The sequence below is a fragment of the Scandinavium sp. genome (genome assembly GCF_051650185.1).
In the GTDB taxonomy this organism is placed as follows: Bacteria; Pseudomonadota; Gammaproteobacteria; order Enterobacterales; family Enterobacteriaceae; genus Scandinavium.
The window spans coordinates 143,610-163,519 of sequence record NZ_JBOFIN010000028.1 but is presented as its reverse complement, the minus strand read 5'-3'; the positions used below and the strand labels follow the sequence as shown (position 1 = coordinate 163,519).

Annotated in this window: 14 protein-coding genes; 5 read left to right on the top strand and 9 right to left on the bottom strand. The window is 55.5% G+C overall.

Going from position 1 to position 19,910, the window contains the following annotated elements:
• The first annotated feature begins 30 nt into the window (after positions 1-30).
• Entirely contained in the window at positions 31-2,778 is a 2,748-nt protein-coding gene (locus ACRCWW_RS04265; protein WP_438681292.1) for an Ig-like domain-containing protein, read from the top strand.
• 58 nt (positions 2,779-2,836) lie between these two features.
• On the opposite strand, the gene ACRCWW_RS04260 is transcribed toward ACRCWW_RS04265, so the two are convergent.
• The 3 genes from ACRCWW_RS04260 to ACRCWW_RS04250 all read right to left on the bottom strand — a co-directional run bounded on the left by ACRCWW_RS04260 (position 2,837) and on the right by ACRCWW_RS04250 (position 6,890).
• Positions 2,837-3,079, bottom strand: a complete 243-nt coding sequence (locus ACRCWW_RS04260) for a hypothetical protein (protein WP_438681291.1) — start codon at positions 3,077-3,079, stop codon at positions 2,837-2,839.
• Positions 3,080-3,206: 127 nt separating this feature from the next.
• Positions 3,207-5,573 carry a TIM-barrel domain-containing protein gene (locus ACRCWW_RS04255; RefSeq protein ID WP_438681290.1) on the bottom strand — a complete coding sequence of 789 codons (2,367 nt, stop codon included), beginning with the start codon at positions 5,571-5,573 and terminating at the stop codon, positions 3,207-3,209.
• Between the two features lie 15 nt (positions 5,574-5,588).
• Positions 5,589-6,890: an MFS transporter gene (locus ACRCWW_RS04250; protein WP_438681289.1), complete on the bottom strand. Its 1,302-nt coding sequence runs from the start codon at positions 6,888-6,890 to the stop codon at positions 5,589-5,591.
• A 284-nt stretch (positions 6,891-7,174) separates the two neighbouring features.
• Here ACRCWW_RS04250 and ACRCWW_RS04245 point away from each other — a divergent pair, with 284 nt between their 5' ends.
• On the top strand, positions 7,175-8,266 hold the full coding sequence (locus ACRCWW_RS04245; protein WP_438681288.1) for a LacI family DNA-binding transcriptional regulator: 1,092 nt from the start codon (positions 7,175-7,177) through the stop codon (positions 8,264-8,266).
• On the opposite strand, the gene ACRCWW_RS04240 is transcribed toward ACRCWW_RS04245, so the two are convergent.
• The 4 genes from ACRCWW_RS04240 to ACRCWW_RS04225 form a co-directional block, all read right to left on the bottom strand.
• Positions 8,263-9,528: a DUF1479 domain-containing protein gene (locus ACRCWW_RS04240; protein ID WP_438681287.1), complete on the bottom strand. Its 1,266-nt coding sequence runs from the start codon at positions 9,526-9,528 to the stop codon at positions 8,263-8,265. The genes ACRCWW_RS04245 and ACRCWW_RS04240 overlap by 4 nt on opposite strands.
• A 153-nt stretch (positions 9,529-9,681) precedes the next feature.
• The gene (locus ACRCWW_RS04235; RefSeq protein ID WP_438681286.1) at positions 9,682-10,497 is read right to left on the bottom strand and encodes a Cof-type HAD-IIB family hydrolase; all 816 of its coding nucleotides are present in this window, start codon (positions 10,495-10,497) and stop codon (positions 9,682-9,684) included.
• A gap of 206 nt (positions 10,498-10,703) precedes the next feature.
• Positions 10,704-13,136 (bottom strand): formate C-acetyltransferase/glycerol dehydratase family glycyl radical enzyme, encoded by a 2,433-nt coding sequence (locus ACRCWW_RS04230; RefSeq protein WP_438681285.1) that lies wholly within the window; start codon positions 13,134-13,136, stop codon positions 10,704-10,706.
• A gap of 4 nt (positions 13,137-13,140) precedes the next feature.
• The gene (locus tag ACRCWW_RS04225) at positions 13,141-14,040 is read right to left on the bottom strand and encodes a glycyl-radical enzyme activating protein (protein WP_438681284.1); all 900 of its coding nucleotides are present in this window, start codon (positions 14,038-14,040) and stop codon (positions 13,141-13,143) included.
• A gap of 134 nt (positions 14,041-14,174) precedes the next feature.
• Here ACRCWW_RS04225 and fsa point away from each other — a divergent pair, with 134 nt between their 5' ends.
• Complete coding sequence (gene fsa / locus ACRCWW_RS04220; RefSeq protein WP_438681283.1) at positions 14,175-14,837, top strand: fructose-6-phosphate aldolase; 663 nt, start codon at positions 14,175-14,177, stop codon at positions 14,835-14,837.
• A gap of 78 nt (positions 14,838-14,915) precedes the next feature.
• Here fsa and moeB read toward each other — a convergent pair whose 3' ends face one another.
• Together moeB and moeA are read right to left on the bottom strand one after the other, a co-directional pair.
• A complete protein-coding gene (gene moeB / locus ACRCWW_RS04215) occupies positions 14,916-15,668 on the bottom strand; it encodes a molybdopterin-synthase adenylyltransferase MoeB (protein WP_438681282.1) in 753 nt (250 codons plus the stop codon).
• Positions 15,668-16,903, bottom strand: a complete 1,236-nt coding sequence (gene moeA / locus ACRCWW_RS04210) for a molybdopterin molybdotransferase MoeA (protein ID WP_438681281.1) — start codon at positions 16,901-16,903, stop codon at positions 15,668-15,670. The genes moeB and moeA overlap by 1 nt, the downstream gene beginning before the upstream one ends.
• A 189-nt stretch (positions 16,904-17,092) precedes the next feature.
• Between moeA and iaaA the strand changes: the two genes are divergently transcribed.
• The gene (gene iaaA, locus ACRCWW_RS04205) at positions 17,093-18,031 is read left to right on the top strand and encodes a beta-aspartyl-peptidase (protein ID WP_438681280.1); all 939 of its coding nucleotides are present in this window, start codon (positions 17,093-17,095) and stop codon (positions 18,029-18,031) included.
• An 11-nt stretch (positions 18,032-18,042) separates the two neighbouring features.
• The gene (gsiA, locus tag ACRCWW_RS04200) at positions 18,043-19,908 is read left to right on the top strand and encodes a glutathione ABC transporter ATP-binding protein GsiA (protein WP_438681279.1); all 1,866 of its coding nucleotides are present in this window, start codon (positions 18,043-18,045) and stop codon (positions 19,906-19,908) included.
• The last annotated feature ends 2 nt before the right edge of the window (positions 19,909-19,910 follow it).

The following is a 19,910-nucleotide window of genomic DNA, read 5'->3' as shown; positions in this document are numbered from 1 at the left end:
AGGGCTTAACAACATGGAGTAGCTTGTATTATGAAGAAAGATTCATATCAGACCGTAACTCTGAATAATGTCATTGATAATATCTATGACCTTTACAATGGACATTGGGGTCCGCTCGAAAATGGCGCATTGACAAATGATGCCACGCCGGTTCTCCAGGGAAGCGCGGAACCCGGCAGCGTGGTGAACATATACGACAATGCTATCCTGATAGGTTCAGCGCAAACGGATCCTGAGGGGAACTGGCGCTATATGCCTGAGCAGCGGTTGGATGATGGGATGCACAGCCTGACCGTCTGCGAAGTTACTGACTCAGGCGTTAGCGAACCCACTGCGCCTTTTGTGATTCAGCTTGATACTCAGCCGACGGGGGGCATCATAACCCACATTACGGATACTCAGGGTCATGACATTGCAGCCGGGAGTATGACTGATGATAAGCAGCCGGTTATTTCCGGGCAGGCTGAACCGGGTTCCACGGTACATGTTCATGTATACGATCAGGTAAACAATCATTACTGGATTGACGCTACCACGGATATTAATGGGGTGTGGACGGTCGAGCCAGCTGGGTTTGACTTAATTGGTGTTTATACTTTCAGTGTAACGACGATTGATGCTGCTGGTAATATATCGTCGCCGAGTGATAGCTATCAAATTGAATATTACGATCCACAGCTGGTTTCCTTTTCCCTCGATGCCGTCACTGATGATGTAAATAACCACTATGAGGATTTTACCGGGGCTCTCACTGCGTATGATATCACCGATGATGCATCGCCCACGTTAAGCGGAACCGCAAATCCGGGTCTGCAAATTAATATTTACGATAATAACGAGCTACTGGGTTCGGTCACCGCTGCGAAGGATGGGAGCTGGTCATTTACGCCTGAAAACCCTCTGCAGGATGGCGTTCATAACCTCAGTATTTCGGAAATGACTCCAGCAGGTGAGACCGCTCAGACGGATCTGTTCACCTTTACGGTGGATGCCACCCCTCCGAGCGGTAATGTGGTCTTCTTAAGTGATACCAACGGAACGCTTTTGCATTCAGATAGTGTGACTGAAGAGAACGCATTCATTCTTTCAGGGCAGGCTGAGCCGGGAACCACGGTACACATAAACGCTATACCGCCGACAGGAGGACAGCTATCGCTGGGCGAGGCGACTACCGATAGTGAAGGAAACTGGCAGTTCAATACTGGCAATCTGGAGATGATTGGCAAATGGACTTACATCATCGATGTCACCGATGAAGCGGGCAACGTCACGCATATGACAGAGCGGCCGTCGGTTATCTATTACGATCCGGCGTTGGTTCACGTCACTCTTGATAGTGCGATTGATGATGTCGATCATGGCTATCAGGATTTCATCGGCGCACTTAGCGAAAATGCGGTTACGGACGACAGTCAACCGACGCTCAGCGGCCACGGAAACCCTGGTTTTGATGTTAACGTCTACGACAATGGTGAATTACTGGGGTCTGCGACGGTGGATTCACGCGGGCTGTGGTCGTTCACGCCAGCAGCACCTTTGGCTGACGGGGCACACAGCATCACCGTGGCAGAAGTGACGCCGGATGGTGAAGCCGGGGAAACCTCTCCGTTTGCTTTCAGCGTCGCCACTGAAGCTCCGGAGGGCCAGATTGTTCAGGTTACTGATGATGACGGCAATGTGATTCAGGACGGCGCTATCACCACCGATAGTACGCCGCTTATTTCAGGTACGGCCACGCCAGATAGCGAAATCCATGTTCATGTTTACGGCCCGGATGGGCACGAGCTGTACTGGGGATCGGCTACCACGGACGAACAGGGCAACTGGAGCTATCAGCCGCAGGCCTTTGATGAGCTGGGTAGCTACTCCTTCAACATCGCCGTTGTGGATGAAGCCGGTAATATAGGCCGCAGTGATGAGCATATTTCAGTTAACTACTACGATGAAAGTCTGGTCAGCGTTACGCTGGATGCAGTGACAGATAATGTGCAACACGACAGCTTACCGGCGGATACTACAGGGCCTGTTGCCGACAATGGCTGGATCAACGATCCGCAGCCAACGATTAACGGTACGGCCAATCCGGGGCTGGAAGTCCGCATTTATGATGGCAATGAGTTTCTGGGAAGTGCGGTCGCTAACTCGCAGGGGGAATGGAGCTATCAGCCTGAGCAGCCGTTAAGTGAGGGTGAGCACAGTCTGAGTGTGACTGAGGTGACGGCGGTTGGTGAAACGGAGCCGACGGCGGCCATCACCTTCAGTATCGACACAACCGCGCCGGAAGTGGCGCTGGACGCCATTACCGACAGCGCGGGTCAGGTGCTCACTGACGACAGCATCACTACCGATCCGCAACCGGTGATCAGCGGAACGGCGGATCCTGGCAGTGAGGTTCATGTGCATGTTATCTCGCCTGAGGGGCAACACCTGTACTGGGAGCCAGTTACGGTTGGCGAAGACGGTAACTGGAGCTATCAGCCCCAGGCTTTTGAGCAGGATGGGAGCTACGGCATTCAGGTGACGGTGATCGATCAGGCCGGGAATGTCTTCCGCGATCCTGCGACCACTACGGTGAACTATGAGAGTGATTCGTCTGACGCGAATCAGTCGTCGTTCAACGAGCTGCTGGCGGGCAGCCACAGCGTTCTGCCTGCGGATCTTACCAGCGAAGGCGTGGCTCATGCAGCGGCATATTATGACCATCCTGCTGCTCATGAAACCTTCAGCGGGAGTGCTGACAGCCTGCTGGCGCATCAGGACATCCATCCGATGGGCTAAGTCAACCGTGAGTTGAAAACAGACTGCCGCCGGAGGAAACTCCGGCGGCATTTTTGTCTCAGCGGTGATGCGGGACAGGAACCGGATAACCGTTACTGGTGGTCGCTCCGCTGGTAAAGGTGCCAGGGCTGTAAGCCTGTGAAATTGAGCCATCATTTTCGTCGGCAGCAAAACGGCTAAGCGTCGTGGTTTTTGCCGTCGCACTGGCAACTGTCGCTTCGGGAGAAGGCTTCTCCTGAAAGGCCAGCGCGCTGGTTGAGCTAAGCGTAAGAACAACAGCAACAGCGGTGAGGATTTTCATCGTGAGTTGTCCGCAAGGGAGGGGGCACTGTAACGTTATTGCTCAGCCATAAAAAACGCCATGTGCGGTTACACACATGGCGTACTTTGTTACAGACGGACAACAAACAGTCTGTCCGAATGGCGGCTTAGCTCACAACCCATTCACTGGCGGCAACGCCGTTAATCAGCAACTGGCGTTTTTCACCCGCTGGCAGCGTAACCTTCAGGGTTTTCCACGCCGGACGATAATCGCCACGCGGGTTCACCTTCAGGTTGATGGTGCTGCCATCGCAGACCATTTCCCACTCCAGCCACAGCGCTTTGCCGTCTTTGTAGCCCCAGGTTTCACCGTCATCTTCAAACAGCAGGCCTGTGTCGCTGCCCACGCCTTTCAGTGGGAACAGTTTCAGCTCGCGGTTCAGGTCGGCTTCAGGTTTAACGTGCTTAATGCGGTCGCTCAGTGGCAAACCAGCACCGGCGCGAACCAATAACGGCAGTTTTTCAAGAGGTGCATCAATCACAATGCTCTGACCGCCAGAGAACCACTCGCCAGTGTAGAAATCATACCAGCCGGTTTCGTTAGCTGGCAGCCACACAGGACGCTGGCGCTGGCCTTGTTCAACCACGCTTGCAACCAGTAAATCGCGGCCCAGCAGGAAGTCATCACACTCGGCAAAAGTCTGCTCGTCGTGCTCGTGGTCGAGGAAGGTTGGACGCAGCATCGGCTCGTCATCGGCATGCGCCTGCCACAGCAGGGTATACAGATAGGGCATCAGGCGATAACGCAGCTCAATCGCACCACGAATACACGGCGTGATGGCCGGGTACATCCACGGTTCGTTGACGGTGTGATCGTCATTCCACGAGTGAATGGTAAAGCGCGGATGCATCACGCCGTTCTGTACCCAACGCACGAACAGTTCTGCATCAGGCTTATCACCGGAGAAACCGCCGACGTCGTGGCCCACGTTAAACAGGCCAGACAGGCTCATACCCACGCCCATGCGGGTGTTGTAGCGCAGTGTGTCCCAGTTCGTGCGGTTGTCGCCGCTCCAGGTCTGAACGTAGCGCTGCATCCCGGCACAGCCGGAACGGGAAATCAGGTAAGGGCGTTTTTCTGGCGCGAAACGTTGCTGGGCTTCCATGGAGGCGCGCATCATCAGCAGCGGCATCACAGGGCGCACATGCTTAATCGCAATCTCTTTGCCGAAGCCATAGCAACGCGCTTCACCATCCCACACTTCGTATTCGTTATTGTCGTTCCAGGTGGAATCAATGCCCATTTCCAGCAGCTGGGTCGTCACGCCTTCCTGCCACCAGGCCACAGTAGCCGGGTTGGTGAAGTCCAGATGCGAACCTTCGTCATCCCAGAACACAGAGCGCTCTGGCGCATTCTCTTCCGAATCACGTACAAACAAGCCTTTCTCTGCCACTTCGTTATAACGAGGGTGATCCTGCAACAGGCACGGCTTGATGTTCGCTGCCAGTTTCAGGCCGGCATCGTGGAAGGCTTTGCTCATCACCTTCGGCTGCGGCACTTTGTCGTAGTTCCAGTTGAACACGTAGCGCTTGCCGTTGATGGAGGTGTAACCGGAAGAGAGCTGGAACGAATCGCAAGGGATCGCATGCTCATCGGCCAGGCGAATAAAGTTCATCAGCTGATTCTGCGCGTCCGGCGCATCGGTATAGTGCATAGTGGAACCGCTGTAGCCCAGGCTCCATTTCGGCCCGAACAGCGTTTTCCCGGTCAGTCGCACGAAGGATTTGGTGATATCCAGTACGCGCTTACCGGTGAACAGGTAGTAGTCGATGTCACCGGCTTCAGCCTGCCAGCGGCGGTAAGCTGTGTGATAGTTGTCCAGCTCGTTCCCCAGATCCAACCAGCAGCTGCTCAGGTTGTCGTAGAACAGGCCAACGCTGACGTCATCGCGGCGAGTGATGGTAAACGGAATGTGCTTATAGAGCGGATCGGTGCTGACCGCGTTATAGCCCATCGCGTCCAGGTTGCGCATTTCATAGCGTTTTCCGGTTCGTTGCAGATCGCCTGCTTTTTCACCCAGGCCGTAGAAACGCTCATCTTTCTGGCGTTTCAGGTAGTGCGCCACACCATCACCATGAGCGTTCACCAGATAGGCGCTGGTTGGGCGGTCGCCGGTCAAATACTGCCATTCACCTGTTTCATTCTTGTAATGCCATTCCAGCCACAGCGGCTGGTGAACGGTCACACGCAGCTGTGAAGTGCTGATAGTCAGACGATCGTCTTGCTTATCCAGCGTCCAGGCCGGCAGGCTGAAACCACTCAGATCTTCACGTGAACGGCCTTCCCACGGCACGTCCTGATCCGGCGCAATGCTCCAGGTTTTGTCGAGAGCCAGTTTCCCCTGACGTTTGAGCAGCACGCGGAACAGATTTTCTTCCAGCATGTACAGGCACAGGGTGTGTTGCCCGTCGACCTTCAGTTCGACGTGGTGGGCGGATTGGGTTTCAAAAGTCCAGTGTTTAAGCGTCTTCATAACAGTCGTCCACTATCAGGCGCGCTTGGCGCGACGTTCAGCAATAAAAGCAACAAGGAATACAGCGCCAATCAGGTCAAAGAAGCCCATGGCGACGAACAGCGGGTTAAAGCCAATTTTGTCGGCAGTGACCCCAATAATCAGAGAGAACAGGAAGCTTGCGATCCACGCCGCAGAGCCGCGCATGCCGTTAACGGTCGCCATCTGGCCTTTATCGAAGGACTCCACGACCAGGGCGCTCAGCATGCAGGAGATGATCTGGTGGCCGAAGCCGCCGATGGAAATCAGTGCAATCGCCACATACGGGTTGTTGGTGAACACCATTGCTGCCAGAGAAAGCATCAGGAATGCGCCGCTGACGGAAGAGGCAATGATTGAGTTCACACGGGTGCAGCCAAAGAGGCGCACATACAGTTTGGTGAGGTAGCCACTTGCCACGCTACCCAGGTCGGCGGCGAGGAACGGCAGCCAGGCGAAGAGGGCAATTTGCTTCAGGTCCATGCCGTAGGCTTTGGCGAGATACAGCGGTACCCAGAAGCTCATCACGGCCCAGGCGGGTTCTGCCATAAAGGCCGGAATGGCGATGCCGTAGAAGCGTTTGTTCTTACCGATGGTGCGCAGGGCGGTGAAGAAAGGCAGTTTAACCGGCGGCGCTTCGTTGTCCTGGTTAATAAAGGCCAGCTCTTCTTTGCTCAGGTTCGGGTGTTTGTCCGGGTTGTGGTAGAAAGCCCACCACAGCGCGACCCATACCAGCGCCAGGAAACCGGTGAACATGAATGCGCCCTGCCAGCCGAAGGAGGCGTGAGCAAAGTAAATGATAGGCGGAGCCAGCATTGCCCCAATTGAAAAACCGACACCGGCCCAGCCTGCGGCGATTGGACGTTCAGATTTCGGGAACCATTCGCCAATGGTTTTGGCGTTAGCAGGTGTCGCGGCCGCTTCTGAAGCACCCATACCAAAACGCAGCAGCGCCATATGCAGCCAGCTTCCTGCGCCAGCATGAGCGATACAGGCAACGGCCCACAAGATGGCACAAATCATAAAGCCGAGCTTCAGGCCGATAACGTCAATTAACCAGCCACAGATGGGCTGGAAGATCGTATAGGCAAGCTGGAAGGCGCCAACAATCCATGAATACTGTTCTGTGGTAATCCCGAGCTCGGTTTTAAGCTCGGGCGCGAGGATGCCCAGAGAGTTGCGTGTAATGTAGTTGACGGTGACGCCGAGTAAGAACAGCACCAGCACCCACCAGCGTAAATTTTTCACCACGCGGCGCGATTTGCTGGCTGTCATATCGTTATTAATACCTTGGCTCATAGAAATCTCCACAAGACGGTTTGTAGGGGGAAATGTGACCCACTCATTCCGTGAGTTGTTACACCAATTTTTTATTTAGCTGAAACTTAACGGTTTTATTGTTGTAATCTTCCAGATAACTAGTATGGAAGTTGTCAGGCCAATTTAGGGTAGGCCAGAAAAATGGCTGACAATAGTCCGTTTTATGAAAATTTTTTCATGGTGTGTCTGGTTTCAGGCGAAAGGTCACGTTTACCCCTTTAGGGACAGGGTATATTACTCATGAAAATTCTTTCATTTTCGAAATGGAGGTAGATCACAAAATGGATAAAAAGCTTAAAATCGCGGAAATTGCCACCCGAACAGGCCTTTCCGCCAGTACCGTTTCCCGGGTGCTGGCAGGGAAAGCGAACACCAGCGAAAAGGCGCGAAATCAGGTTCTGTCCTGTGCTCGAGAGTTGGGGGTGATGGAAGGTATCGCTGCCGGACGCATGCTGCTGAACAGCCTGATCGTCTTTGCCCCACAGCGAGCTTTTGATGAGCGATCTGACATCTTTTATTACCGTGTGATCCAGAGCATCAACAAAGCGCTATCGCCCCACGAAGTGCGGTTGCGCTACTGCGCTCTGGAGGAAAACGACAGTGACGCGAACCTGTTTTTAGCTCGCATGAATGAAAGTGAAACGCAGGCGGCTATTTTGCTCGGTATCGACGATACCCACATTCACGACCTGGCGGCTGATTTTGCCAAACCTTGTGTGCTCATCAATTGTCGCGATGAAAAAATGCGCCTGCCGTCGATCGCGCCGGATCACCGCCTGATAGGCCAGTTTGCCGCCCGATATCTGTTTGATATGGGCCATCGTGCCGTGATGAACGTCATGTGTCTGCGACGCTATACGATGGAATTGCGGCTGGTGGGCATTCGCGAGGCGTGGAAGAACGGGAATTTGCGCTTTCAGGACAGTCGCGACCTGATCACCGTGCCCAGTTTCAGTGCCAAAGAAACCGAAGAAAACGTCAGGGCATGGCTGGACAACCAGGAGGGAAAACCCTTACCAACGGCTTTCCTGGTCGGCGGGGATTTTATGGCGGCTGGCACCATCAATGCTTTGAAGCAGCGCGGTTTACGCGTGCCGCAGGATGTGTCGGTGATGAGCATTGACGGTTTTAATCTGGCAGCCATTCAGGATGTGCCACTGACGGCGGTTCATGTTCCGCGTGACGAGTTAGGCGTGGAAGCGGTGCAGATGCTGCAACAAAGATTGATTCGCCCTGAAGGGCCTTGCGGCACATTACTCTTGCATGGCCAGTTGGCGGTCAGGGAATCTGTTCGGCGGATACGTCCTGGCACGCGACGCACCGCCGTAGAGAGAGAAGGGTTGTACGACGATTAAACCGGCATGCCCAGTGCGCGTTTGCCGTGATCGTTCAGGTCGTCAAGCGTGAAGCGGTCCTGCCAGCTGGCTTCGTAATCTTCACGCGGGAAGTCGCCCGGAGAAGCCCCTTTTTCGAGCGCCACTTTGACCTTCTGCGCGTAGGCCAGATTTTTCTCGCACATTGGCGCCGCCGGGATATACATCACGTTCCCCCAGCCTTGCTGGTCATTCACGGGGGCCACTGAGTGGATAACATCGCAATGCCACCACACGGAATCTCCTGCATTCAGCGCAGGAATGGAAGTCAGCGCTCTCATTAACAGCGGGTGCCATTGTTCAGAAATCGGCAGCACGCGGCCCGGCGCAACGCCACACAACTCATCTTCTGGCACATCGTCCAACAGCGGACGGAGCAGGATATAGGCCATCGCTTCCGGGACCGGCACCACGTGGAGCAACCCCTGATGCGGGATCATTTCTGACAGCGCCGTCCAGCCCTGGAAGGTGCGGAATACGGAACATTTGGTGGTGTTGTCGACCGTATACTCTTCCACTTCTGTGCGATGCGCCGCATTCCACGGGTCAAAGTGAGTGAAATCGCCGTTAAACACGCTGGCAAACACCTGCTGATAGGCAGGCAGCAGCCAGCGTTCCAGTGCGCCGGAATCGGTATGCGCGCCCAGCCCCTTTGAAGTGGTTCCCGGCGGACGACGACGAATACGATCCGGGTAAATAACGCTTATGTCAGGATCAAACCACTGCTTTCCTTCACTTTCAAAACGCCACAGACGGTTGAGGAATGACTGTACGCTCGCCATTTCGTTGCTCTGACGCGCCTGCATTTGCGCCTGTGACCAGTAGATCGGATAGATCTCCGGGCGAGAAGCACTCAGCGTACCGAAGAAGTTATCACCGGGGCCTTTATACACTTCGTCGAAGTGATTACGGTCGAGATACTCCAGCATGGAACGATCCCAGCCCAGCGCCTGCTCGCCTGAGAAATGCCCTTTGATCACCGCACAGCCGCGACGTTTGATCGCTTCACGCTGTGCCTCAGTGACGCGACCTGCCGCCAGTTCAGCATAATCAATAACAGGCCAGACCGACTTGCCTGCTGCTTTCAAAGCATCAATTTCAGCCACGCGAGATTCAATGTGCGCGCTGAGTTTATCGAACACGGCCTGCACATCGCCAATTTGCGCTCGCAGCGCTTTTTTCATTTCACGGATAGCGGCTTTGTGGTCAGCGGGCAGGGTTTCATGGGTAAAGGTAAGCGTCATGGTGGACCTCTCAATCTTTCATTCGAAAGTAATTTAACTTACAAGTGATACTTTAAGTTAAAAGTAAGTTAATGCAAGTTAAAAAATTTGAGGTGTTCCACAAACTGAAGAAGGAGAGGCGAGAAGAGCCGGAGCGTGCGCCCCGGCGAAGGATCAGAGATCGAACGGAGAAGCGTTATCCAGCACGGCCTGAATGACGTTCAGTGCGCCATCATGGTTATTGTCGTCAGTCTGGTAGCGTGCAATAGCCTTAATGCTGTCGGCAGCGTTCGCCATCGCAAACGAGTATTTCACCAGTTTCAGCATTTCAGCGTCGTTGCCGCTGTCACCAATGCCCACGCACTCCTGCGGTGAAACCTGCCAGTTTTTCAGCAGGCGGCTGATACCGTTGGCTTTGTGCAGGCCAGGGATAATCAAATCAACAAAGCCAAAGCCGCTGGTGACAGGTTTCATAATGCCATCCAGAGAGACATGGAGCGCATCGATAAGCTGTGGGATTTCGCTGTCAGGCAGGTTCAGCGAGAACTTGAAGATTTTGTCATCAATCTGCTGATAATCAGAGACAGGCTTCAGGCGGTGATAGTGCTTAGACATCAGTTTTACGAAAGCTTCTGGCGCTTTATCGCTGACATAAGCACTTTCCAGACCACAGGCGACGAAGTTCAGCTGTGGGTCTTTCAGCAATTCGCCGATCACGATTTGGGATTCTTGACGCGTCAACTCGCCGTGAAACAGTTCTTCGCCGTGCTGGTAAACCAAAGCACCGTTCTCGGCGACGAAGGAGATCTGATCGCGGATGTCCGGGAAGAAGGAGATCAACTGGTAATACTGGTTGCCGCTGGCCACCACAAATTCAATGCCACGCTGTTTAAGCTGCTGAAACTGCGCCATAAAGCGGTCTCGTGAGTACTGCTTGGCATCATTAAGGAAAGTTCCGTCCATATCAGTGACGATAACTTTAATGGTCATACATTGAGCTCCTGAATATTCCGGCAAACAGAAGCATTCTAGTGATAATGTGACGGGGAGCACAAATTTATTTCATATGAAAGTGCGGCGGGGCTTTAATACAGACGGGTGGGAATACCCTCACCCCGGCCCTCTCCCTGGAAGGGAGAGGGAGCAAATCATTCCCTCGCCCCTTTGGGGAGAGGGTCAGGGTGAGGGGAAAAACATCAGAGCGTATGCTCAGTTCGGGCGATAATATCGTCCTGCGCATCCGGTGACAGCGCGGTAAAGAACGCTGAGTAACCCGCCACGCGCACCACCAAATCACGATACTGATCAGGATGTTTTTTCGCTTCCAGCAGCGTATCGCGCGACACGATGTTGTACTGAATATGCCAGCCTTTATGCACCTCAAAGAAGGTGCGCAGCAGCACCATCAGCTTCTGGCGATCGGCATCGTTATCCAGCGTTGCCGGGTTCAGTTTCTGGTTGAGCAGCACACCGCCAAGGATGGCTGCGGTAGGTAATTTACCCACAGAGCCAATCACCGCCGTTGGGCCGAGATGGTCGGTACCGGAAGCCGGGCTTGCACCTTCCGCCAGTGGCGTCTTCGCTCTGCGTCCATCCGGCGTTGCCATGGTGGCGGCGCCAAACGGCACGTTGGCAGAGATAGACGACGTGCCTGCGTAGTAGTTGCCACCAATCGGGCCGCGGCCATGGCGCGGGTTGTGATAGTGCTTCAGCTCGTCGATATAAGTTTGATAAGCACGGGTCAGTAACTCATCTACGCTGTCATCGTCGTTACCGTATTTTGGCGCACCGTTGATCAAACGCTGGCGCAGCTGTTCGTGAGTCAGGCCTTCAAAGTCTTCAGCCAGCGCTTTTGCCAGCTGCTGCTGACCGATTGCGCCTTGCTCAAACACCAGTTTTTTGACTGCGGCGAGGCTGTTGCCGAGGTTGGCGATACCAACCTGCAAGCCGGAGACCCAGTCGTATTTGGCGCCACCTTGCTTGATGCTCTTCGCGCGTTCAATGCAATCGTCGACCAGCGCCGAGCACAGGATGTCGTGCACGTTCTCTTCGAGCATAGTGTCGACCACGTACTCGATTTCAATCGACTTACGGGTGTAGTAGCGGATTTGGGTATCCCACGCCGCCATTACTTCGTCGAAGTTGTTGAAGTTGCCTTCGGACAGCGCTTTCACCTGCGGCAGGAACACTTCGTTGCTGGTGGCATCGCGGCCGCCTTCCATCGCCGCGATCATCACGCGGGCGAAGTTGATAAAGCTCATGCCGGTACAACGATAGCCCCATTTGCCGCCGACTGCCGTTTCGATGCAGCCGATGGCGGCGTAATCGTAAGCATCTTCTTTTTCCACGCCGAGCTTGATGAATTCTGGGATCACGATTTCGTCGTTGTTAAACGCTGGCATGCCGAAGCCGCAGCGGATCACCTGCACGCAGGCGTCGAGGAAATCGCTGCTCATGCCCGCGTGGTAACGCACGCTGAGGTTAGGCTGAGTAGAGCGCAGGCGACCGCAGGATTCCAGAATGGCGTAGGAAAGCGGGTTCACCGCATCCATCGCTTCGTTGTTCACCAGTTTTTGGCCGCCAATGGTCACGTTCTGGTACAGCGGGCTGCCCGCAGAGGCTTTTGAGTGCGAGCCGGAACGGATTTTGTTCACTTCCAGCAGCTTCAGCCAGCAGGAGTGCAGCAGCTCGATAGCCTGCTCGCGCTCAAGCGAATGGTTGAGTTCCACATCACGACGGTAGAACGGATAGAGATACTGGTCCATACGGCCAAACGACACGGAGTGACCATTGGATTCAACCTGCAAAATCAGCTGGATGAAATAGCACAGCTGCAATGCCTGCCAGAACGTTTTCGGCGGTTCGTGAGCAATGATGTCGCAGTTTTCCGCCATCGCCAGAAGCTCATCGCGACGAGATTCGCGCGTTTCTGTTGCTGCCATGGAACGTGCCAGATCGGCAAAGCGTTTGATGTGCAGGCTGACGGCTTCCAGCACAATATCAATGCCTTTCAGGAACTGTTCGCCGTGCAGGTCTTCCAGCACGGTCAGATTAATGCGTGAGCGGCGTTCAGCCACTTTTTCACGCAGGCCATCCAGCCCTTTTTCCAGCAGCAGCGGGAAGTTCACCGCCAGGTGCGCATCGCCGGAGGTCATGTTGCCTTCGGCTTTGATAATGCCGGTAGCCAGCAGCGCTTTTTGCTCGTCGGTGAACATGCCGTAACAGCGATCCTGCACCGTCTGGCCGTTCCACCACGGGCAAATCTCATGCAGCACGCGCTTGTTCTCTTCGCTGACGGAGAAGCCCGCGCCTGGACGATCGGCCAGGTCGTCGATCTCTTTTTCAATCCAGCTGACGGTGTATTCCGGGAAAATCGGCGCGGCGCGGACTTCGCTCGCCTGGTTGCCGATGATCAGTTCATCGTGCTTGATCCAGATGGTGCGCTCGGCCAGGTGGTGAGCCAGCGCCAGCGCGCGACGTACCGGGATCGGCTTATCCATATTCTGCTGGTAAACGGTGGTGTAATGGCGTGCACGCTCGGTGCAGACTGGCGGCTTGACGATGTGGATCAGGGCATCTTTATGCGCCTTGATGCGAGCGGTCAATTTGTCGAGTGTCAGGGTAGTCATGTTGTTATCCTCGTAGGGTCGCAGTCAGCCCTTTATCCCGGGCAATACGCTGGGCAAAATCCAGCAGTTCCGGGGCATCGAGCGGCTTGTCGGGGGCAGAATAGGGCACACCGAGCAGGGTGTATTTGTTCATGCCCAGCGTGTGATAGGGTAAAAAGTGAATATCGCTAACGTGCAGCTCATTCGCGGCAAAGTCAGCAATGGCTTCAATGGAGGCCACATCGGCGTTAAAGCCCTGAATCAGCGGCACGCGGATCGTCATTTTCTTTCCGGCAGCGGCCAGTCGTTTCAGGTTATCGAGCACGCGTTTGGCGGAGCCGTCTGTCCACTGCTGGAATTTATCGGCATCCACGTGCTTGAGGTCGGCGAGAAAGAGGTCAATGTACGGCAGCGCCGGTTCAATGTATTTCCACGGCACGTGCAGGCAGGTTTCTACCGCAGTGTGAATGCCTTGCTCATGGCTGCTTTTCAGCAATGCCAGCGCCATTTCCGGGTTCATAAACGGTTCGCCGCCGGAGAGCGTCAGGCCTCCGCCGCTGCGATCGTAGAAAGGTTTATCGCGAAGCACGGTCGCCATAATATCGTCGATGCTTTTCTCCTCGCCGCAGACGGTCAGTGCCTGCGTCGGGCAGGTATCGTTGAGGGCTTTCAGATGAGCCTCATTGAGCTTTTCGCGGTGGATAACCAACCCATTCAGCGCACGCTCAATAACACCCGGTGCCGCCTGCTGGCAAAGATCGCAGCCTTCAAGGCAAAGACGCGCGTCGAACAGCAAATCCTGAGTACGAGCACGGCTTTCCGGGTTCTGGCACCAGCGACAGCCCAGTGAGCAACCTTTCATAAAGACAACGGTACGGATGCCGGGGCCATCGTGGGTGGAATAGCGCTGAATATTGAAGATCATAATCTGCCTCTCTGCTTTCGTATAAAGATTAAATAACTTTCGAATGAAAGTAATTTTGACGTGAATCAACTAAGCGAGAGGTTGTGGCATGGTAATTTTAAAGCATGCAGAATCTCACATTTTAAGGAATGACTATGGAACTCTATCTCGACACGTCTGACGTTGCAGCGGTCAAAAAACTGGCCCGCGTTTTTCCTCTGGCGGGGGTGACCACTAACCCAAGTATTGTTGCCGCAGGCAAGAAACCGCTCGACGTGCTGCTGCCGGAATTGCAGGATGCGCTGGGTGGCAAAGGACGTCTTTTCGCGCAGGTGATGGCGAACACGGCAGAAGGCATGGTGGAAGATGCACGCAAGCTGCGCAGCATTATTTCTGATTTAGTGGTGAAGGTTCCTGTCACGGCGGAAGGCCTGGCGGCGATTAAACTGCTGAAAGCGGAAGGAATTCCAACACTGGGAACCGCGGTTTACGGCGCTGCACAAGGGATGCTGTCTGCGTTAGCGGGGGCGGAATATGTTGCGCCCTATGTGAATCGCATCGATGCCCAGGGCGGCAGCGGTATTCGTAGCGTGGAAGAGTTGCAGCAGTTGCTGGAGTTGCATGCGCCCCAGTCAAAAGTGCTGGCGGCGAGCTTTAAAACCCCGCGTCAGGCGCTGGATTGCCTGCTGGTGGGCTGTCAGTCCATCACGCTGCCGCTGGATGTCGCACAGCAGTTTATTGCGTCACCCGCGGTGGATGCCGCCATTGTTAAGTTCGAGCAGGACTGGCAGAGCGCATTTGGCAGTACGTCGCTTTAAAAATTGCCCGGTGGCGGCTGACGCCTTAACGGGCCTACAAACCCTGTAGGCCGGTGCAAGCGCAGCGCCGCCCGGCACTCACCCCCCACAAACCTCACACCCGGTAAAACGCATCAACTTCATCTCGCGGAACTGGCAGGTCATCGCGTCGTACATCACGATTTTCCCCGCGGCAGGCGTACCGTAGGCCGTCAAAAGCTTTATTGCTTCCATTGCCTGTAGCGATCCAATCACTCCAACCAGCGGTGCCATCACTCCGGCTTCCACGCAGGTGAGCGCGTTTTCGCCGAACAGGCGGCTCAGGCAGCGATAACACGGTTCGCCCTCCTGATAAGTGAAGACGCTGATTTGCCCTTCCATGCGGATAGCCGCTCCGGACACTAACGGCGTTTTATGCTGAAAACAGCCTGCGTTGAGCTGATTGCGGATTTGCACGTTGTCGGTGCAGTCGAGCACCAGATCGTGAAGCGCGATTTGCTCGGCCAACGCTGCATCATCCAGTTGGGCATTGATGCAGGTGAAGCGCACATGCGGGTTGATGTTTTGCAGCGAGGTGCGCGCGGACACCACCTTCGGCTGCCCGATAGTCGCATCGCTGTGCAGCGTCTGGCGTTGTAAGTTCGACAGCGAGACGGTGTCGAAATCGAGCAGCGTCATCTGCCCGACGCCTGCCGCCGCCAGATATTGTGCCGCCGCACAGCCCAGACCGCCTAAGCCAACGACCAGCACGCGTGAGGCTTTGAGCTTCTCTTGCCCGTCAAAGTCGAAACCGCGCAACACGATTTGCCGGTTGTAGCGCAGCATCTCCGCGTCGCTCAGTTCCACGCTCATCACAGGCCTCCGAACAACGCGTTGAAGGGTTCGACTTCCACCCATTCACCCACGTCCACATTCCCGCGCTCGCGTTCCAGAACGATAAAGCAGTTGCCCTGGCTGAAGGAGCTGAAGACGTGCGAACCCTGATGTCCTGTGGTCGCCACGCTTAAATCGCCGTCCTGATTGCGGGTCAGTACACCGCGCTGGAAATCAAGGCGACCGGGGGATTTCTTCAGGCGAGTCGAGGTGCGAACTCGTAAACGTGGCGGCAGACCGTTGAGCGGGTTTCCGCTCAGTTTCGCCAGCAGCGGTTGTACCAGCTGATAGAAAGTCAGCGCGGCAGAAACCGGGTTGCCCGGCAGGCCGCAGAACCAGCTGTTTTGCAGCTTGCCAAAGGCAAAGGGTTTGCCCGGCTTGATGGCCAGCTTCCAGAAGCCAATTTCGCCCAGTTCATCAAGGATGGTTTTGGTGTAATCAGCTTCACCCACGGAAACGCCGCCAGAGCTGATCACCACATCGGCTTTGCTATCAGCTTCGATAAACGCTTCGCGCAGCTTGTCCTGATTGTCCGGAATAATGCCCAGATTGATAACGTCACAGCCCAACTGCTCAAGCATCAGGTGCACGGCAAGACGGTTAGTGTCATAGATTTGCCCGTCGGCCAGCGGTTCGCCCGGTAGCTTCAGCTCGTCGCCCGTGGAGAACACGGCCACGCGCAGCTTACGCACAACCTCGACTTCAGGAATGCCGAGAGAAGCCAGCACCGGCAACTCTGCGACCGTCAGGCGCGTGCCGCGCGGAAAAACAGTGTGCCCGGAGGTAATGTCTTCCCCGCGGTGGCGAATGTTTTGCCCGTTCTTGATTTCGGCAGTGAAGCGCACGCCGCTGTCGGTTTGTTCCGTTTCTTCCTGCATCACCACGGCATCGCATCCCGCAGGAACCGGTGCGCCAGTCATGATTCGTACGCAGGTACCCGCAGGCCATTCACCGGTATAAGGCTGCCCGGCGAACGCTTTTCCTGCCACTGGCAAGGCATTGCCTGCGTTCAGATCGCTCAGGCGAACAGCATAGCCGTCCATGGCTGAGTTATCAAACCCCGGCACGTCCAGGGGGGAAATGACGTCTTTTGCGGTAATGCGGCCAAATGCCTGTAGCAGCGGCAGCTTCTCGGTCGAGGTCAGTGGGGTGATGCGCTCAAGCATCTGGGTCAGCGCTTCGTCGAGCGGCATCAGTCCGGCGTTAAAATCCATTACTTCACTCCTGGGACAAGTCGTCTGTTGCGCCCATTATGGCAGAAAAGCCGCCTGGACTGTATGCCAGAGCCTCGGATGGCTTTACATCACCGATGGCGCTTTCTATATTCAAAAATTATATAAAATAATCGACACAATAATGATATCTATAGAAAAAGCAGGCTGTCAGCCGAAGGGAAGGGCGCAATGAGTAACGCAGTGATCGCCATTCATGGCGGAGCCGGGGCGATTTCCCGCGCGAATTTATCGCCTGAGCGCGAACACGAATACGTGCAGGCGCTGTCCTCTATCGTTGAGGTGGGGCAGAAAATGCTGGAAGCCGGAGCCAGTGCGCTCGACACGGTCACCGAAGCCGTCCGTTTACTGGAAGAGTGCCCTTTATTTAACGCAGGAAAGGGGGCGGTGTTCACCGCCAACGAAACTCACGAACTGGATGCCTGCGTGATGGATGGCTGTTCATTGCAGGCAGGGGCTGTGGCGGGCATTAAACACCTGCGCAACCCGATTCTGGCCGCCCGACTGGTGCTGGAGCAAAGCCCGCACGTGATGCTGATTGGCGAAGGGGCGGAAAACTTTGCCGGTGAACACGGGATGGACAAGGTTTCGAACGATTATTTCTCAACGCCTGAGCGTTTGTATCAACTGCGGCAGGCGCAGGAAGCCGGTGAAACGGTGCTCGATCATAGCGGTGCGCCGCTGGATGAGCGCAGCAAAATGGGCACTGTTGGGGCCGTGGCGTTAGATTCAGCAGGTAATCTCGCCGCCGCCACGTCAACGGGCGGAATGACCAATAAGTTACCGGGCCGGGTGGGGGATAGCCCCATTCTGGGCGCAGGCTGCTATGCCAATAATGCCAGCGTGGCGGTCTCCTGCACCGGCACTGGCGAAGTATTTATGCGCACGCTCGCGGCCTACGATATCTTCGCTTTAATGGAGTACGGCGGCCTGAGCCTGAATGAAGCCTGCGAGCGCGTCGTGCTGGAGAAGCTGCCCGCACTGGGCGGTAGCGGTGGACTGATCGCCATCGATCGCGAAGGTAACGTGGTGTTGCCGTTTAACAGCGAAGGGATGTACCGCGCCTATGCCTATGCGGGCGATACCCCTTCTGTCGGCATTTATCGGTAACGGGAGGACACGTGCCGCACAGTCAGGAAATCGACGCCAGCGACGTGCTGGTGGTGCGCGATCTGAACATAGGATTTCGCCACGAAAAGCAGCTGATCCCGGCGGTCAGCCACCTGTCGTTTAGCCTGAAACGGGGTGAAACGCTGGCGATTGTCGGCGAGTCTGGCTCCGGGAAGTCGGTCACGGCGCTGGCGTTGATGCAGCTTCTGACGCAGTCTGGCGGTGAAGTGAGCAGCGAAGGCATGCTGCTAAGACGCCGAAACCGCGAAGTTATCGAAGTAACAGAACAGTCTGCCTCGCAAATGCGTCATGTACGCGGCGCGGATATCGCGATGATTTTTCAGGAGCCGATGACCTCGCTCAACCCAGTGTTTACAGTGGGCGAGCAGATTGCGGAATCTATCCGTCTTCATCAAAAATTAGGGCGGGAAGATGCGTTGAAAGCAGCAAAGAAAATGCTCGATCAGGTTCGTATTCCGGAAGCAGAAGCGGTGTTGAAACGTTATCCGCACCAGCTTTCTGGCGGCATGCGCCAGCGCGTGATGATTGCGATGGCGCTCTCCTGCCGTCCGGCGGTGCTGATTGCCGATGAGCCAACCACGGCGCTCGACGTCACCATTCAGGCGCAAATTCTCCAGCTTATCGACGTGCTGCAAAAAGAGATGGAGATGGGCGTCATTTTTATCACCCACGATATGGGCGTGGTGGCTGATATCGCCGATCGGGTGCTGGTCATGTATCGCGGTGAAGCGGTAGAAACGGGCACCGTCGAGCAGATTTTCAGCGCGCCGCAGCACCCTTACACCCGCTCGTTGCTGGCGGCCGTGCCAACGCTGGGCGCGATGCAGGGCAGCGATTATCCTCGCCGCTTCCCGTTGCTGAATACTCAGGACTCCCCGCTGGATGATGAAGCTCAGGATACCGTGGTGGCCGGCGAGCCCGTGCTGAAGGTTCGTGATTTGGTCACTCGATTCCCGTTGCGCAGCGGCATTCTTAACCGCGTAACGAGAGAAGTGCACGCGGTCGAAAAGGTGAGTTTTGACCTGTGGCCCGGTGAAACGCTGGCGCTGGTGGGGGAATCCGGCAGTGGAAAATCCACGACGGGCCGGGCGCTGTTGCGGTTGGTAGAATCGCAGAGTGGCAGCATCACGTTTAACGGCTCACGCATCGACACGCTGGGCGAAAGCCAGCTGCAGCCGCTGCGCCGTGATATTCAGTTTATTTTTCAGGACCCGTTCGCCTCGCTTGATCCACGCCAGACCGTGGGCTATTCGATTCTGGAACCTCTGCTGATCCACAAAATCCTGCCGGAAGCTGATGCCATTCGCCGCGTGGCGTGGCTGCTGGAGCGAGTCGGACTGCAGCCAGAACACGCCTGGCGCTATCCGCATGAGTTTTCGGGCGGGCAGCGTCAGCGAATCTGTATTGCCCGCGCTCTGGCTTTGAACCCGAAAGTGGTGATTGCCGACGAAGCGGTTTCAGCGCTGGATGTTTCCATTCGCGCGCAGATCATCAATTTATTACTCGATTTACAACGGGAGATGGGCATGGCGTACCTGTTCATTTCTCATGATATGGCGGTGGTTGAACGCATCAGCCATCGCGTCGCGGTGATGTACCGCGGGCGCATCGTGGAGATGGGGCCACGTCGCGCCGTATTTGAAAACCCGCAACATCCTTATACCCGCAAGCTGATGGCTGCGGTGCCGGTGGCAGACCCGGCTTACCGTCGTCCACAGCGCGTGCTGCTGTCGGACGAAATGCCCGGCAACAGCTATCCGCGCGGAGAAGAAATTGCCAGCGTGCCGCTGGTTCAGGTCAGCCCAGGGCACTTTGTCGCCCGGGATGAAACCCCCAGCACACTGTCTCGCTTATAACA